The following is a 17,606-nucleotide window of genomic DNA, read 5'->3' on the forward strand; positions in this document are numbered from 1 at the left end:
CAACAATCACTCAAATCTTCATGGTTAAAGGGGAGTCCAGAGATGAAAAGTTTAGTTTTATTAGGTGGCGGATACGGTAATATGCGTATTTTATCTAAAATATTACCTGAGGCACTGCCAGACAATTATCGTGTCACGTTAATTGACCGTATGCCATATCATGGTTTAAAAACAGAGTTCTATGCATTGGCTGCGGGGTCAAAGTCCGACAAAGAAGTGCGTGTCAACTTTCCTAAAGATGAACGTATTAACACTGTTTACGGCGAAATCACAAATATTGATCTCGACAGCCAAATCGTTTCGGTTGGACAGACACGTGTCGATTATGATGAGCTTGTCATAGGTCTTGGATGTGAAGATAAATATCATAACGTGCCAGGTGCCAAGACGCATACATATAGTATTCAAACGTTGGCATCTGCCCGTAAAACGTATCATGATATTTCTGAATTGCCGAGCGGCGCACAAGTCGGCATTGTGGGTGCTGGTTTGAGTGGCATTGAGCTAGCAAGTGCTTTGCGTGAGAGTCGTGATGACCTTGAAATTTTCTTGTATGACCGTGGTGATCGCATTCTTAATCAATTTCCTGAAAAACTAAGCAATTATGTCAAAAAATGGTTTGATCAACATGACGTTACCATTGTGCCAAATTCTAATATTGTGAAAGTGGAACCAGGGACACTTTACAATAAAGATACAAAAAATGAGCATGATTTAATCGTTTGGACAGCGGGGATTCAACCTGTTTCACTTGTCCGTAACTTACCAGTAGATCTCAGCCGTAGCAATCGTGTCATGGTCAATCAATATCATCAAATTCCAACCTACCCAAATGTGTATGTCGTTGGTGATTGCGCAAACTTACCTTTTGCACCGAGTGCGCAACTTGCTGAAGAACAAGCGGATCAAATTGCCGATGTTTTAAAAACAATATGGCAAGGCAAACCACTTCCTGAAAAAATGCCGGAAATCAAAATTCAAGGTTTCTTAGGCGCATTGGGCGAAAAGAAAGGTTTTGCGTATCTGATGGATACCACTGTTACCGGACGTCTCGCTTCGATTTTAAAATCAGGCGTGCTATGGCTCTACAAACATCATAACGGTTAACATACATGAAAGCCTGGGGCAACAAACACGCCACAGGCTTTCACTATCTATTATGCTCGATTCACTTTATTAAAATACTTGTTCTACCTCAATGACACCTGGTACTTCTTCCACAAGTGCACGCTCGATACCCGCTTTTAACGTAATCGTGCTACTTGGGCATGTTCCGCAAGCACCTAACAATTGAAGTTTCACAATTCCATCTTCAACGTCAACTAATGCACAGTCACCACCGTCACGTAATAAAAATGGACGTAACTTTTCAATGACCTCTGCTACTTGATCATACATTGTTGTATCTTCAGTTGGCATATAGAATGCCTCCTTTCAAGTTAAATGGTTCATAATCTATCTTTTTCTTATTATAATAGAAATGGTATTGAAAATCTATTGTAATAACTAAGGGGGACTTTAAATGACGAAAGTAAGTGTAGTCGTATACGGTGCAGAAACGGTATGTGCAAGTTGTGTGAATGCGCCGAGCGCTCGTAACACGTTTGATTGGTTACAGACGTTACTACCAAAAAAATATCCAGAACTCGATTTTGTTTTCACTTATATTGATATTCAACACGATGTCGACAATTTAACAGATCATGATGAACAATTTATAGAACAAATTCATAACGATGAACTTTTTTATCCACTGATTACAATGAACGATGCGTATGTTGCGGATGGTTATATTCAACTCAAACCACTTAAACGCTATATGACAGAAACATTTGGCGTAACAGATTCTGCACAATAAATAACAGACGCTAAAATCTTGCTTTTTAAGATTTTAGCGTCTTCAATTCTTTATTTAGCAAAAACCTGGTTACGTGCAGGTTTGCCTTGTACGACATCTTCAATATTTAATACACACGCTTGAATCATTTGATCGCGTGTTAACACTGTCGCACTGCCAATATGTGGTGTAATGATCGCATTTGGTAGTTTCAACAATGGATGGTCCATACGAATTGGCTCATCACGAACAACGTCCAATGCACAGCCAGCAATTTCGCCTGTTTCTAACGCCTCTACCAACTCTTCTTCCACGACAATGTCGCCACGCCCGATATTGACAAAAATAGCGTCGTTTCGCATCATTTTGAAAACATCTTTGTTAAATTTATTTTGTGTCTCAGGCGTAGATGGTGCGGTACATACAATAAAGTCACTTTCACGAACTAACGTCTCGAATGATGTATAAAATGCGCCAAGCTCATGTTCTGCTTTCGTATTGCGTGAACGATTGTGATACAAAATATCTGCATTAAAACCTTTCAAACGACGGGCCAACGCTCTACCAATCTCACCCATACCATAGATACCTACTTTCGCACGGTAAATATCTTTTCCTGCGAGTAAATAAGGGCCCCAGCTTTCCCATTTACCTTCTCGAACATAGTCAATCGCTTCAGATAAACGGCGTGACGCCGCCATCATTAACGAAAATCCTAGTTCAGCCGTTGTTTCTGATAACACATGTGGTGTATTTGAAATGACCACTTCACGCTGTTCCGCTTCAATCAAATCAATATTGTCATAGCCGACTGCCATATTTGCCACAATTTTAAGATGCGGTGCTTGCTCGAACAACGCACGGTCAATTTTTTCACTCAATGTCACGAGTAAAATTGTTTTATCCGCTGCTGCCTCTAAAAATTTTTCACGTGGCATCGGTGTTAAGTGATGATCCCACATTTCTACTTCGCCTATTAATTCTAATCGCTGCTTAAATTTTTCTGGTATACGGCGTGCTACTAAAATCTTTTCCATATCATCACTGCCCTTTTTCTATTTCTTCCAATAATACTGTTAAATTTTCAATACTATATGTTGGCGGTACATCTTTCGCTAATGCTTCTTCTTTCGATGTAACACCTGTTTGAACATGAATGGTGTCGATACCAATGTTAATGCCTGACATAATGTCCGTATCGTATAAATCACCAATCATCGCAACATCTGCTTTGTCCAACTGCAACAAGTCTAATGCTTTTTGCATAATTGGCGTTTCAGGTTTACCGATAAAAATCGGCTCAGTTTTTGAAGATACCGTTACAACACTTGTTAAAGAACCATTTCCCGGTAAAAAGCCTTGTTCTTTCGGAATAGACGGGTCTTTATTTGTTGAAATAAAAGTCGCACCACGTTGCACTGCTAACGTTGCTTTCGTTAACTTTTCATAGTTGATTTGTTCATCCAAACCTACAACGACATAATCTACCTCGATGTCATCTTTTACCGTTAAACCAGCATCTGTTAACGCTGTTTTTAGACCTGTATCACCGATCATATATACTGTTGCGCCCGGCTTTTCACTGCTAATATAATCAGCTGTTGCCATTGCTGAAGTCACGACTTCCGCAGGGCGTGCCTCAATACCGATAGCCGTTAACTTCTCAACAACATCTTCAGGCGATTTCGTTGAGTTGTTTGTCACATATAAATGTGGAATGTCATAACGGTTCAATCCTGCAATAAACTCAGCAGCCCCTTCAATCGGTTGACTTCCTCTGTATAACGTACCGTCTAAATCTATTAAATATGCTTTGTAAGTTTTCATCTATTGTTGCGCTCCTTTGCCAAATGCTGTTACAGGTACATTTTCATGTTCTAAAAAATGTAACACTTCTTTAATGAATTGTTGATAATATGGTACGGCACGATCAAACAATGGTATTAACGTTGTGCTGTCTAATTCGTCATAAAGATGTACAAATTGACGACGTACATCAATTGTTTCATGCAAAACAGCTTTCGTCTCTTCAGAAATTGCGCCCTCCAATGCCAAAATATCAACGACATCTTTGTAATTGCCAGGGTCACGTAAAATAAACGCATCAATAATCATATTGCCGATATCAACAGATGATTCAATCAACATCTGTGCAACACGTTCAAATGCGTAGTGATTGGCTTTTACTGATTCATAATCTTCCGTTAATTGTTGTAAGTATGTGAGCTTTTTAGATAATTGTTCTTTGTTTACAAAATACATACACGTCACCCCTATTCTTTTCTATCATATCACAATTTTGCATAGGACTTCATTTCTCGCTATACTGACTATAAATGGATTTTTAAAGGAGTCACTACATAATGATAGATATGTTTTTGTATGATGATATAGAACCGTCGCAAATTCGTTTCGTAGGCTTTATCGGTGAAGAAAGTCGCTATGATTTAGTTTTACTTCAAACAGACCGCCATTACGGAAAAACACTCGTGCTCAATACGCAAACAAACAAATTCGGTATTATCGGCACAGACGACTTAGAAGAAGAAGGCTACATCGCATATATTCTTGGTGTCAATGAAGCAGAAGGTAAAGAAATTACTGAATATTTGCGTGACGTCATCGTTTAAAAAAACACCCTTTATACAAAAGATGTTCATCATCTCCTGTATAAAGGGTGTTGTGCGTTCACTAACTTTGAATGGTTGGCTGAATTTTAACGTCTTTTAATTTGTCTACTTCATCAATATTAACATCTTCTGTTGTTAGATGTTGGTCGACTTCTTGTTTTGACAAGCGACGAACAATAAAATAGGCACAACCAAAATTACAGTACTCTAATAAGTAATCTTGAATTGTAGAAAAACGCTTGTTAAAATCCGCCTTTTTATATGAATCTCGATAAAAACCTTTCAGTCGTAATTGATCGTAGCCGTAATCGCCCACGACAAAATCATATTTATCAAGTATTTCTGAATAGCGTGCAATAAAATCTTCTTCGTTAAAACCATCTCGATATGATTCAATCAATTCGAAATAGTGATTGCCTACCTTGATCATCCTTGCATCACCTAATAATTATGAATTAAGCTGTTCATCACCAAGACGTTGTTTCGCTTTAGCCGCTTCATTTACTTGCTCATCAGCATGGTATGAACTACGTACTAATGGGCCAGCTTGGCAATGTTTGAAGCCTTTTTCCATCGCAACTTTGCGCAACTTACCGAATTCTAATGGTGTGTAATATTTTTGAACTTTTAAATGTTTACGTGACGGTTGTAAATATTGACCGATTGTTAAAATATCAACATCGTTCGCACGTAAATCATCCATCGTTTCGTGAATTTCTTCAATTGTTTCACCAAGACCAACCATGATACTAGATTTTGTCGGAATATCTGGTTGTAACTCTTTAGAACGGCGTAAAAATTCAAGTGTACGATCATATGTCGCACGCGCACGTACTCTCGGTGACAAGCGACGTACTGTTTCGATATTGTGGTTTAAAATATCTGGACGTGCTGCCATTAAAGTTTTCAACGCTTCGTAATCGCCACCCATATCAGACGGTAAAATCTCAATCGTTGTAAATGGATTGCGTTCACGCACTTTGCGCACCGTTTCAGCATAGACGTTTGAACCTGCATCTTTCAAGTCGTCACGTGCAACAGCTGTAATAACAACGTGTTTCAAGTTCATCATCTCAACAGACTCAGCCACACGTTCTGGTTCACCCAAGTCTAATTCGTTCGGTAAACCTGTTTTAACCGCGCAGAAACGACAAGCACGCGTACAAACATCACCTAAAATCATAAATGTCGCTGTACGACGTGCACCCCAACATTCATGGATATTTGGACATTTCGCTTCTTCACATACCGTATGCAAGTTCTTCTCACGCATCATCTTCTTAAGACCGGTGTAGTTCTCGTTGGTGTTTAACTTTATTTTCAACCAATCTGGTTTGCGTAAAATTTCTTCATTTTTTGTAGCCATAGCAGCGGATACCCTCCTGTGAAATTTAACTCTTTATTTATTATAACGGACTTTATACAAAAATAAAATGTAGTTGGCTTATGTTTTACAAACGCTGTAAATGCGCTTTAAAAATATCGCGTAAAAATTGTGGCATCAAATAATCCATCGGCTGCCCTTTTAACATTGGAAAATAGCGACCAAAGGTGTACATGTCAATCGTTCCAAGCAAATACGTTCGCTCATCGTCAATCTCTTCACCTTGCACAAAATAGCGATTGCTCGATGCGATGTAACCAGCATTGTATATAATATAACCACCGAAAATATCGCCTCTAAAACCTAAACCTTGTGCCCGCTCATACATATACGTCTGTTCTCGTGCTGTTATCAAAATTTCTTTCAGCGTGCGACCAGAAACTTTAGCGCGTACCGTATTAATCGGATGCGGTAACATTTGATGAATATCATATTCTGTCAATATCTTATTTTCATACCCTTTAACCATTAAACCAGCGTTAATAATTGTACAATCCGCACCTGTAAACTCATGGACACTTTGCGCAAGTTGATACGTTGCATGCGTAATAAAGTTCGTCTCACGCTGCAATGTCATCGGCTCGGATACAATCGCTTCATTAAGCAATGTTCGTCCTTCTTGTTCAAAGTTCGTTTCTACTTTAGGAAGTGTCTCCAACGCATGTAACGTTGCTTTTTTAGCGACTACCTTTTTATCTTCAATGTCCAACGTCACTTCACCTAAAAAGTGACCGTATTTTCCAGCAGCTGCCATTAACACACCATTTTCCATTTTACCTTCTAAAAAATGATGATGCGTATGTGCACCAAATATTACATCCGCTTCTGGCAAAACTTCGCACAACTGTTCATCGAAAAAGATGCCTGCGTGACTTAACACAATTAAGACGTCATATGCCCCTGCATGTTGCTGTACTTCATCTTGAATCGCTGCGAGTGGATCTGTTACAACCCAATCTAATGCACGATAAAACGGTGTAAAAGCCGCTGTCACACCGACAAAGAGAAAACGCACACCAGCAACATCTCTAATATGTGATTGAACGAAGTGATTCGGTAAGTTACCCGCTTCATCAAAAACATTCGCACACGTTACCGTAAAGTTCGCTTCATCGTATAGCGCATTCAACGCTTCATGAGAAATGGTCATCCCTTCATTATTCCCAATTGTCACAATATCGCATTGTGCCTCATTCAGTAGCTGTACATTTCGTTTGCCGAGCGTTCCTTCAGTAACAGGCAATGACAAGTCCACGTGGTCGCCTATATCGACGTACAATGAAGGATGATCAAGCTGAGGACGGTGTTTCGCCATGTACGCAGAAATGCTTGCGAACGCATCAAGATGACTATGTATATCATTCGTATGGTAAAGTGTTACACGCATCGATATGCACCTTCCTTTAACTAAAAAATGATCTTGTAATTAAATAAATACCTAATACTAACATGACAATTCTTAAAATAAGCACCACCGTGTCCGATTTAACTGTTCGATTGATTCTCACACCAAGTCGTGCACCAAACCAACTTGCGATAATTAAAATAATGCTATAGCCCCACACAACATGACCGAGCACGATATGTCCGACTGAACCGGTAATACTCGAGAAAAAGATCATCATCATACTCGTCCCGACTGCAACGTGTGGTGGAAAACGGAAGACGAGTAACATTAATGGTGTCATCAATGCACCGCCACCAATGCCAAACAATCCAGACGTTACACCGATTAAAAAGGACAGTGTAATCGCAACGACTGGCACAACACCATAACGATACGTTTCACCATGCGCATCTGTAAAAGTTTTCATATAACGTTCTTGTTGAAACGCTTGAATCGGTGGAATTTTATGACGAATCATTAATAAAATCGCAATAAAAATTAAAAAGATACCGAAATAGCGATTAAATGAATGCAATGTTAAAAATTGACTTAAATACGCACCAATCAATGCCCCTGGAATAATACCGACTAAGAAAATCATTCCGTTTCTCACATCAACTTGCTTTTGTTTTAAATAGCCAAGACTTGAAGATAAACCCGTCACAATCAAAATAATCGACGATGTCCCGATAGCCGTTTGTGGTGTAATCCCTTGTAGCACATCGAGTGTCACACCAAAATAAATTAATGTCGGAACAATAATAATCCCACCACCGATACCGACAATCGAACCGATAACAGCAGATAAAAAGCCTACTAAAATTAAAATAATGACACTCATAATTACGTCTCCTTAAAATAACTTTAACTGTTGTGGTGCCAATCCTTCATAATCAATACCTAAAAACTTTTGTAACGTTTTGGCATTTTGTGCCGCATGCCCACCAGAGTTATTATTGAAAATCACATAAATCTTCTCTGCTTTATGTTCAAGAATGCGTATTTGATTTGCCAATGTTGTCAATTCCTCATCGTTGTATTGATATAAATAACGTACATCACGCCATTCTTGATCTGTCATATCTTTTTTCGTCCAACCATGCACATTACGGCCATGTAGACGAACAAACCCTGTTGCATGCGTAATACGGTTAACAAAAGGCACACAGCCTTCCCCGACTTGCGGTTCATCGCATACAGAATGAATGAGTCCATTGTCAGTTAGGAATGCCAATGTATGTTCCTTCATATCTTCTTCAAACCACGAACGATGACGAAATTCGATACAAACAGGCACGTCTTCCAATTGTGCACGTACATAACGAATATAATTAATATTTGGCGTTGTACAATCAAACCAAGGTGGAAACTGCACTAACACCATCGCCAACTTATCCGCTCCAATCAACGGTGTCAACATTAAGCGAAAATCTTTAAAAAGTTGGTCTATAGAATCAGCAAAATCATGATAATCTGCATGTAACGTCAATGCTTGATGAATTTTCACGATAAACTTAAAACGGTCGGGTGTTTCTTTCACCCATTTGACCATATTTCGCTCAGGCTGAATCGCATAGTACGACGCATCAAGTTCCACAATTGGAAAATGACTGGCATATGTTTTGAGCTTATCCGCTTTTCTTTGCATATCTTCATACAAACTGTCATGGTCGCCCCACCCTGTCAGGCCAATTTCTATCATTCTATGTCTTCCTTTCTATTTTAGCACATCCATCTTATCACACATCTTTATACACCTAACAGTCGTTCGTTTTGTGTGCAATAACAAGCAGGCACAACTACACGTTGAGCCTGTCTACTTGTAGTTGCGCCTCTGTTATAAATTGATGTATGAATTGTTTTACTTCAGTCTCTCGTGCCAATCGTGCGCCTTGACCGCTCCATGTATGCGTCCAATCCACATTGCCTGCTTGTGCTGCTGTTGCACGAATCTGTTTCGTTAGATCATTTTGAATCGGATATGGTAACACCTTATCGTTCACATTTTCCAAGTCGTCAATCAATGGGTTACGAAGCCCTCGCGCCGCTTTCCCACTCAGAACTTTTGTTACGACTGTATCTGTCTCAACACTATTCAAAATTGCTTGTTTTTGAACTGGCTTCATGGCACTCTCTTTCGTCGTTAAAAACGCTGTCCCAAGTTGAACACCAGCAGCACCTAACACATGACTTGCAACCCAGCCGCGTCCATCCATAATACCGCCCGCTGCAATAACTGGAATCGTCACACTGTCTACTATTTGCGGAACAAGCGTCATCGTTCCAACAAGTGATGTCGTACCTTCCTGTTGAAAAGCTGCACGGTGACCGCCTGCTTCACTGCCTTGTGCGACAACCATATCCAAACCAGCATGTGCCACAGCTTGGGCTTCCGCTACAGTTGTTGCACTACCAATTAACACTGTCCCAGCTGCGGTAAGGCGTGTCACTATCTCAGTGGATGGCACACCAAATGTAAAACTACATACCGGTACTTCATGCGCTATCACGACATCAATTTGCCTCTTGAAAACGTCTTCATCATGCGCAGCGGGTTTGGGTGTTTCAAGCCCTAACACTTCTCGATACGATTGCAGGTGATCATTCATGTCATCCACCGCCGCTTCAGTGTAATCAAACGATTCTGGTACAAATAAATTCACCGCAAAAGGTTTAGACGTCAAACGCTTCACTTGTTGAATTTCTTCATCTAAACGTTCAGGTGACATATAACCTGCACCAATCGTCCCAAGACCGCCCATTTCAGAAACATTTGCGACAAGTTCAGGTGTTGTTGAACCAGCCATCCCTGCTTGAATGATTGGAAACTGAATACCACATTTTTCTGTTACTTCCGTTTGATACCACATCATATCATCCCCTTTATGTATCGTTAACGAATTAGATTTAGCTTTTCACGTTCTTCACGATCCAACTCATCTTCAATTTCCATACCTAACATTTCTTCAATTAAATCTTCATGCGTAACAATCGCATCCGTACCACCATATTCATCAAGAACAATCGCCATATGTTTACGTGTAATCGTCATTTTACGTAACACCCATTCCGCGCGATTATGTTCATACACAAATAACGGCTCCGAGCAGAAATCCATTAACGTTTTATCCGGTGTTTTACTCCATGCCAACAAATATTTAGAATGGAACACACCGACCACATTATCGATATCCCCTTCATAAACCGGATAACGTGTATACGGATGATTCATCACAACATCATACACTTCATCATACGTATCCTCCACCGACAACGACGTCACATTGACACGTGGCGTATTATTGACATCATCAATCTTCAAACGATCAAAGTCCATAACACCTTGAATTCGGTTGCGCTCCATCTCATTAAAGGCACCTTCCGTCCCTGCAATCGCAACCATCGTTCGCACTTCTTCTTTCGACATTTTTTCCACTTCACGTCCTTTAGACAAAAAGCGTGTCAAACCATCCGTAATCGCATTCAAAATAACGGTTATCGGCTTAAAAATGATCACAAAAAATCGAATGATTGGAAATACAAGTCGTGCAATCGCATCTGCAAATGTCGCCGCAATCGACTTCGGAATCACTTCGGCAAACATAATAATAACAACCGTTAAAACCGCTGATGCGACACCGACATTGATGCCCATATCAACCGCAAGAATCGTTACCAAAGTTGGCAATAAGATGTTGGCGATATTGTTACCAATTAAAATCGTCGTAATAAACTCACTCGGTTTTTCTAATAACTTTAAGAGTTTTGCAGCTTTCGTGTTGCCATTATCCGCTTCTGCTTTCAACTTGACTTTGTTCGCTGCCGTCAGCGCTGTCTCACTTCCTGAAAAGAAAAATGACACAAAGATTAATAAAATGATCGCAATGATCACTAAGCAATCCTCCTCATCAAAAATACACTTACTACTACAAGTGCTTTTGAATTATGTTTTCAATTCCTTTATAGATAAAAAAAGCCCCAACCTTTAAAATTGAAGCATCACACTTATATTTTCTAATATGTCTATCTGAAAAGCAAGCAACAGGTTCGAGGTTGGGACAAAAGCGCTTAGAGTTTGAGTAGATTAGAATCTTAGTGTATACACTACAGTTTTCATTCGGCTTATTAAGAGTAGCAGTTTGATATGTGCCTACACTTTGCAAGTATGCCACATATCTAATCAGTCTTGTAGGGACGCTACGGAGAAACTAAGGCTTCTGTAGTGCTCGCAAAGTTTACTAAAACGCATTTTCACTTCTAGTCACCTACTGCCATTTAGTGATTTTCCGTATATCCCAGAACCAAAAAATTAGACGTTAACACGCACCGAAAAATGTGTCCACGTCTAGTCATTATTGATCATACCTATATATTAACCATCATAAATTTCATATCCAACAACATTTTATTCAATAACATTAACTGTTCAGGTATTGTGTTTGGTGAAACATCTGGATGTGTTTGAATATGGCTATCTTTTTTATTGATTTTAACGACGTTTGCCCCAATAATTTTACAAATATGTTCATAATTAAATGGCACATTTTCTGAACCAATCACGTACTTCTCATAATGTGACCCTTGACTTAAAAACGCATTAATATCATCACTCACATCGACCTGTCTCAAATCTCTCAGAAAATGAACATCTTTTCTGTTATATTCACCGAGATTAATAATCGGATCCACCGCTAAACATTTCAAATCTAACTTTGCACCATAGTATAGTGCGCCTGTCCCGCCTTTTGAAACACCATAAAGTACAATATCGTTATCATGAAGATTTAGCTTTTCTTTTACTTCAATAATCGCATCACTTATATCTTGTGACATCGACTGATAATTGACCGAGTTGATAAAATGAGAACCGTGTGACAGATTTAAATCCATGATGCGCATCGTATAGACATTTTTGACAAGACTTCGTTCAATGCTGTCAAATAACTTCTTGAACATTCTATCACCAATTAAATGACTGTCGTATGTGTCTGAGCCTGGCATACATGAAAAAATAACAATGAGTTTTTTATCAGATATGCTCGTATTATCTTTTCTATCTTTAGGATGATCTAACGTGTAGAAAATATCCCCCACTTGATTCAAATCTTTTCTTTGCCACAATTCATTAACAAAGCGACGTTTATATAACTTCGAAATACCATCTTTATGAAAATATAAAATATAGTCATTCTTTAATAAATTTTTATAAAGTTGATATGCTTTATCATTTTTTCTAGCGAGTTGAATTAAGTTCGTATCAGAACCGATAACAACCTCAATTTGTTTCGTTTGCAATAGTTCATAATCATCATTTAAATAGATTTTTTGAATCGTTTTTTCTTGTGTGATATCAATCACTTTATTTTCATAAGTGAGTGATATAAGTTTATTTAAAAAGTGATTATAAAATCTCTTTTCATAATGGAAATCATCAGGTGCTGTCATATTTATTTTGTCTAGTCGATAGTTCGCTTGTGTAATATCGATAACGTCCGTATCACGTTGCTCAACAAAATACTTATTAAGTGTATGCCATTGCACATTCATCTCAGTAATGTTTAATGGTCTTAACCCTTGTTGTTCACAGTAATCAATTATCGTTGTACCGTCTCTAAATGTATCCACAAAACGGCCTTGAATTAAAATAACGCGACAGTTTGGTAACTCATTTGTCAAAAAATGAATTAATTGCTGTACAGATTCTTTCCATACTTCAAAATAATCATCAAACTTTTGATGACCGTGACGCCAACAGTGAAGAATATCTAACGAAAAATCAAGCACGAAATATTGTGGATTTTTATCTTTTAATTGTTTGAAAAGCGCCACTTTATCACGGTGTTCAACAAATGGCTTTTGTATCTCTTCTAATACATTAAAAAATTGTTTGTAATATGGATTGTATGACGTATTAAAATTATCGTTTGTTATAAAAGATCCCATTGTTGCAATATTAATTGTCATCATTGTTTACCTCTGATTTTTATTTTATTCAATTATAATTAAAGCATGCACCATAAACAACCAAATAAGTTAATTAATAAAATATAATACTACTTGCTTAAAAATATATAAACGATTAGTATAGTAAAAAATCTGCCTCGCACGCTTATTTAATCTTCGTCATGGTTTTATATAATAAAGCCACTCCTTTTAAGTATCTAAGCTTTTTTTCCATACCCGAAAGGTAAAATACTGCAGTAAACAATCTCTTGTTTAATAACATCTTATTCAAAAACATCAAAGCTTCCATCACAGTATTGCGTGAAACATCTGAATGTATCTTGATTTTTTCATCCTTTTTATTCAATCTAGTAACATTTGTACCTGTTATTTTTGAAATGTATTTAAAATTAAACGCGATATTTTCTGAGCCGATAATATATTTTTCTAACTTTGAACCTTGGCTTAAGTACGCATTGATTTGATCGCTCAAATCCACCGTTCTCATACCTCTGAGAAAATGCGTGTCATTTTCATTGTACTGTCCAAGATGAATGATTGGATCAACTGCCAAGCATTTCAAATCTAACTTCGCACCATAATACAATGCCCCCGTACCACCTTTCGAGGCACCATATAACACGATATCATTATCTTGAAGATTTAACTTCTCCTTCACTTCAATAATTGCATGACTAATATCTCGTTCTAATGTTTCATTGTTGTCAGTATTTATGAAATGAGATCCATAGGTCACATTTAAATCCATAATACGCATCGTATAGACATTTTTAGTGAGCTTACTTTCAATACCATTGTAGAATTTATTAAACATTCTCTCCGTGATACTAGGATTGAAGAAATTTTCCCATTTCGGCATACACGGAAAAATGACAATCAGCTTTTTGTTTTTTATCGCTTTACCGTCTTTAGCATTTATAGGTTCATCCAACGTATAATATACATCCCCAACCCTATTCAAATCATTTCGATCCCATAATTCATCAACATAGCGACGCTGATACAACTTGGAAACACCATTTTCATGCGCATGTAACATATAATCATTTTTTAATAATGTTTTATAAAGTCGATACACGTCATTCTTTTCTTTTTGACCTTCTCTTGCAAGTTTGATTATATTCTCGTCAGAGTTCAATACAACTTCAACTTGTTTTGTCTGTAGCAATTCATAATCTTCGTTCAAATAAATTCTTTGCGTTGTAAGAGCTTGATTCACATCCATAACGGGTCTTTGATATGTCATTGAGATCAGTTGATTTAAAAAGCTATTGTAAAATTTCGTTTCAAAATGAAAACCATGTGTTGTTGTCATGTACATTTTATCTAATTGATAATTTGTTGTTAAATTCAATACTTCAACATCACATTGCTCACAAAAATACCTGTTCAACGTCTCCCACTGCTTATTCATTTTTTCAATATTCAATTGAGCGATATTATTTTCCTCACAATACGTCGTCATTGAACTACCATCTATAAATGTATCCGGCAAATGCCCTTGAACTAAAATGACATGACAGTCAGACATTTCATTTTTTAAAAAGGTCATTAATTGCTGTACGGATATTTTCCAATGCTCAAAATACCTATCAAAGTTCGAACTATCATTCCGCCAACAATGAAAAACATCTAACAAAAAGTCTAATATTAAATACTTTGGCTGCTTGTCTTTCAATTGATTAAAGAAATCACAGCTCATTTCGTCATTCGTAATAGGTGCATAAGTTTCTTGCGCAACCACATTAAAAAATTGCTTGTAGTAAGGATTAAATCTTGAGTTAAAATTGTCATTCGTTATAAATGAACCTATTGTCGCAATATTTATTGTCATCAACTCACACCTCGGCAATATACTTTATTCAAGTATAATTAAAAACCGCACTACAAACAATATAATCATTAAATTAGTAAACTAAAATATTAATAATACATATCTCTTGTTTATTCATACTGCCTTTTAATTTCATCTGCGAGTCTTACGGCGTCATCATTCCCTGTCTGTATCAATTGATTGGCAATATTGTCTTTATCTTGTTCACTGCGTGTTTGACTCAATTTATATGCCGCTTCAATTTCTGTTACTTTCACTTCAAACCCTTGAATGCCATGGATTTGTTTTTTCGTTTGTTCAGATAAACGATCCCAAGTTGCACCATTCTCTTTATGCCCTTCATAATAATCGAGCAACTTTTCCAACGCAGTCGCTAATTCATCAAAACTTAAAATTCTACTTGTCCCGTATGTGTGCACACTTTGATAATCCCAAGTCGGTACATCTTCTTCCGCATACCATGTCGATGAAATATAGTCATGTGGTCCACGAAAAATGGTTAAAACTTGATCATTTTCATGGAGTGTTTTAACTTGTTCATTTCTTTTTGCTAAATGTCCCAATAGATACAAGCCATCTTCTCGTTCTTCTACCATCACAGGGATGTGTGTCGCAATAGGTTTCACGCCGTTCATCGTAACAAGTGTGGCAAAAGGATGTGCACGCATAAACTTTTTGATTTCTTCATAATCTGTCATCTGATAATATTTTGGAATATACATCGCAATGTCCCCCTTACAATGCCTTCTTCATAATATAATCCGTTTGTGGATCGTCTCCCATATAAAATGTATGTGCCCCTACTTTTTCAAAACCATTTTTTTGATAAAATCCAATAGCGTTATCATTATGTTCCCATACACCAAGCCAAATATATTGGCAACCTAGTGATTTTGCAAGGTCAACTGCTTGTTGGTATAATTGCGCGCCTAGTCCTTGTTTATGGAACTGCTTCAAAATGTAAATACGTTCAATTTCTAAATGTGTATCATCATATGGTTCCGTCTGCGCATCAAAAGTGTTTAACTTTAAATAACCTGCCAATTCATTTTCTGCATAAATAAAATAAAAATATGAATTCGGGTTGTCCAATTCATTTGTTAACTTTTCAAATGTATAAGCTGTCGCCAAATGCTGATCCATATGTTCTTTTTTATTGTAAGGCCCGAATGTCTCATCAAATGCTTGACGAGAAATCTTCTGTAACGCCTCAAGGTCTTGTTTCGTGCATGTTCTGATCATTTGTTTACACACCTTTCTCTTTATAATTTGTATTAGGATTTTTTGTCTGAATTATCAGTATATAAAATGTAAAATCAGTTTACATTACTAAAAGTTATTTATCAATGGATGCATATTTAAATGGCTTCAGTAATGCCATCCCCACAATCACTACCATCCCTAACACGCCATAAATCAGTATCGCTTGTACAATCCCTACTTTTTCTGAAATAATCCCTGAAAAAGCATATCCAATACTCGATAAACTTGTTGATAAAGCGATCATCCCGCCTCTAACTCTTCCAAGATAAGAATTAGGAACATATTTCTGTAAAATCGTCGTAAACGGCACATTGAATAATGAAATAAACGTACCTAATAAAAATAGTAATACAATTGCAATACCGATCGTACGATTAAAACTTAAGAAAATGATACACATGCTTTGTAGTAAAGCAGCTATAACAAACCAGCGAAACAGTTGCTGCATTTTAAACTTACCAATCACATATGCCATCATCATACCGCCTAAAATACTAGAAACTTCTAAAATTGAATAATGAAAAGACTGACCATGCAAAATTTCAGAAGTATATGGAATTAATAACGTAACAGTAGGCGTTATCGCCAAATTCGCAGCGATTGCAATGACAGCAATCCATAACAACCATTTAGTTCGAAAAATATACGTAATCCCATTTTTCCAAAGTACAAAATAGTTATCTGCTTCTTCTGTTTGTGCTTCATTTACCTTATATGTTTCTTGAACAAAGTAAAGTAAAATAAAGCCAATAAAAAACGAAATCGCTTCAATGAACAAAATCATTTCAATATCAATAAGCGCAATAATGATACCACCTAATAGCATGCCCATTAAAAACCCCATACGATCGAGTATCGAAATCCAAGAATTAGCTGTCACATAGTCATCTTCTTTTACAATTCTTGTAATTATTTTTATCGATGATGGGTCATAAACAGATTCCAACGCAACTAACAAGATCATCATAGCTACCATATAATAAATACTGATGTCGAAAAAATACATTGCCAAACCTACAGAAAGTAATAAAATACAACGAATCAGCATCGTTGTTCGCATCAATAATTTTGGATCGTATTTATCGCAAATTGGCGTTAAAAATAAATTAAATACAAATCCCGCCAAAAACGTTGCTGTCGTTAACAACGTCAGGGAAGTCACTGTTGTCTGTTCAAAATAATACCAATACAGCGCAATATATGTCATAGACGCCCCTAACGTCGACACACAAGACGCTAAAAATAATAACGTATAGTTTTTATTAATCATCATAATGTCCCCTTAAAAAATATTTAGTAAATATAAA

Annotated in this window: 19 protein-coding genes; 3 read left to right on the top strand and 16 right to left on the bottom strand. The window is 37.2% G+C overall.

Annotated elements, in window-relative coordinates:
* Nucleotides 1-42 precede the first annotated feature (42 nt).
* Entirely contained in the window at nucleotides 43-1,107 is a 1,065-nt protein-coding gene (locus tag TP70_RS06795) for an NAD(P)/FAD-dependent oxidoreductase (protein ID WP_044360535.1), read from the top strand.
* A 69-nt stretch (nucleotides 1,108-1,176) separates the two neighbouring features.
* Here TP70_RS06795 and TP70_RS06800 read toward each other — a convergent pair whose 3' ends face one another.
* Nucleotides 1,177-1,419, bottom strand: a complete 243-nt coding sequence (locus tag TP70_RS06800; RefSeq protein ID WP_044360536.1) for a NifU family protein — start codon at nucleotides 1,417-1,419, stop codon at nucleotides 1,177-1,179.
* A gap of 103 nt (nucleotides 1,420-1,522) precedes the next feature.
* Between TP70_RS06800 and TP70_RS06805 the strand changes: the two genes are divergently transcribed.
* A complete protein-coding gene (locus tag TP70_RS06805) occupies nucleotides 1,523-1,858 on the top strand; it encodes a YuzD family protein (RefSeq protein WP_044360537.1) in 336 nt (111 codons plus the stop codon).
* A gap of 50 nt (nucleotides 1,859-1,908) precedes the next feature.
* Here the strand turns inward: TP70_RS06805 and TP70_RS06810 are convergent, their stop codons facing one another.
* The 3 genes from TP70_RS06810 to TP70_RS06820 are packed head-to-tail and all read right to left on the bottom strand — an operon-like array spanning nucleotide 1,909 to nucleotide 4,099.
* Nucleotides 1,909-2,874, bottom strand: coding sequence for a 2-hydroxyacid dehydrogenase (locus TP70_RS06810; RefSeq protein ID WP_044360538.1), 966 nt, complete (start codon nucleotides 2,872-2,874; stop codon nucleotides 1,909-1,911).
* 4 nt (nucleotides 2,875-2,878) lie between these two features.
* Nucleotides 2,879-3,664, bottom strand: a complete 786-nt coding sequence (locus TP70_RS06815; RefSeq protein WP_044360540.1) for a TIGR01457 family HAD-type hydrolase — start codon at nucleotides 3,662-3,664, stop codon at nucleotides 2,879-2,881.
* Nucleotides 3,665-4,099 (bottom strand): DUF86 domain-containing protein, encoded by a 435-nt coding sequence (locus TP70_RS06820; RefSeq protein ID WP_044360541.1) that lies wholly within the window; start codon nucleotides 4,097-4,099, stop codon nucleotides 3,665-3,667.
* Between the two features lie 101 nt (nucleotides 4,100-4,200).
* On the opposite strand from TP70_RS06820, the gene TP70_RS06825 reads away from it, so the two are divergent.
* The gene (locus tag TP70_RS06825) at nucleotides 4,201-4,467 is read left to right on the top strand and encodes a DUF3055 domain-containing protein (protein WP_044360543.1); all 267 of its coding nucleotides are present in this window, start codon (nucleotides 4,201-4,203) and stop codon (nucleotides 4,465-4,467) included.
* A gap of 61 nt (nucleotides 4,468-4,528) precedes the next feature.
* Here TP70_RS06825 and TP70_RS06830 read toward each other — a convergent pair whose 3' ends face one another.
* From TP70_RS06830 to TP70_RS06885, 12 genes are all read right to left on the bottom strand, one after another.
* Nucleotides 4,529-4,897: a YutD family protein gene (locus TP70_RS06830; RefSeq protein ID WP_044360545.1), complete on the bottom strand. Its 369-nt coding sequence runs from the start codon at nucleotides 4,895-4,897 to the stop codon at nucleotides 4,529-4,531.
* An 18-nt stretch (nucleotides 4,898-4,915) separates the two neighbouring features.
* A complete protein-coding gene (gene lipA, locus TP70_RS06835) occupies nucleotides 4,916-5,833 on the bottom strand; it encodes a lipoyl synthase (RefSeq protein WP_044360546.1) in 918 nt (305 codons plus the stop codon).
* An 85-nt stretch (nucleotides 5,834-5,918) separates the two neighbouring features.
* Nucleotides 5,919-7,238: a bifunctional metallophosphatase/5'-nucleotidase gene (locus tag TP70_RS06840; RefSeq protein WP_044360547.1), complete on the bottom strand. Its 1,320-nt coding sequence runs from the start codon at nucleotides 7,236-7,238 to the stop codon at nucleotides 5,919-5,921.
* Nucleotides 7,239-7,254: 16 nt separating this feature from the next.
* A complete protein-coding gene (locus tag TP70_RS06845; protein WP_044360548.1) occupies nucleotides 7,255-8,079 on the bottom strand; it encodes a sulfite exporter TauE/SafE family protein in 825 nt (274 codons plus the stop codon).
* Between the two features lie 12 nt (nucleotides 8,080-8,091).
* Complete coding sequence (locus TP70_RS06850; protein ID WP_044360549.1) at nucleotides 8,092-8,940, bottom strand: DUF72 domain-containing protein; 849 nt, start codon at nucleotides 8,938-8,940, stop codon at nucleotides 8,092-8,094.
* Nucleotides 8,941-9,037: 97 nt separating this feature from the next.
* Nucleotides 9,038-10,108 (bottom strand): NAD(P)H-dependent flavin oxidoreductase, encoded by a 1,071-nt coding sequence (locus TP70_RS06855; protein WP_044360550.1) that lies wholly within the window; start codon nucleotides 10,106-10,108, stop codon nucleotides 9,038-9,040.
* Between the two features lie 23 nt (nucleotides 10,109-10,131).
* Entirely contained in the window at nucleotides 10,132-11,130 is a 999-nt protein-coding gene (locus TP70_RS06860) for a hemolysin family protein (RefSeq protein WP_044360551.1), read from the bottom strand.
* 473 nt (nucleotides 11,131-11,603) lie between these two features.
* On the bottom strand, nucleotides 11,604-13,205 hold the full coding sequence (locus TP70_RS06865) for an accessory Sec system protein Asp2 (RefSeq protein WP_244914285.1): 1,602 nt from the start codon (nucleotides 13,203-13,205) through the stop codon (nucleotides 11,604-11,606).
* 142 nt (nucleotides 13,206-13,347) lie between these two features.
* Complete coding sequence (locus TP70_RS11805; RefSeq protein ID WP_052502886.1) at nucleotides 13,348-15,036, bottom strand: accessory Sec system protein Asp2; 1,689 nt, start codon at nucleotides 15,034-15,036, stop codon at nucleotides 13,348-13,350.
* A gap of 110 nt (nucleotides 15,037-15,146) precedes the next feature.
* On the bottom strand, nucleotides 15,147-15,758 hold the full coding sequence (locus TP70_RS06875; protein ID WP_044360552.1) for an FMN-binding negative transcriptional regulator: 612 nt from the start codon (nucleotides 15,756-15,758) through the stop codon (nucleotides 15,147-15,149).
* A 13-nt stretch (nucleotides 15,759-15,771) separates the two neighbouring features.
* On the bottom strand, nucleotides 15,772-16,278 hold the full coding sequence (locus tag TP70_RS06880; RefSeq protein WP_044360553.1) for a GNAT family N-acetyltransferase: 507 nt from the start codon (nucleotides 16,276-16,278) through the stop codon (nucleotides 15,772-15,774).
* 94 nt (nucleotides 16,279-16,372) lie between these two features.
* Nucleotides 16,373-17,569: an MFS transporter gene (locus TP70_RS06885; RefSeq protein WP_044360554.1), complete on the bottom strand. Its 1,197-nt coding sequence runs from the start codon at nucleotides 17,567-17,569 to the stop codon at nucleotides 16,373-16,375.
* Nucleotides 17,570-17,606 lie beyond the last annotated feature (37 nt).

The sequence above is a fragment of the Staphylococcus microti genome (assembly GCF_000934465.1).
Lineage (GTDB): Bacteria > Bacillota > Bacilli > Staphylococcales > Staphylococcaceae > Staphylococcus > Staphylococcus microti.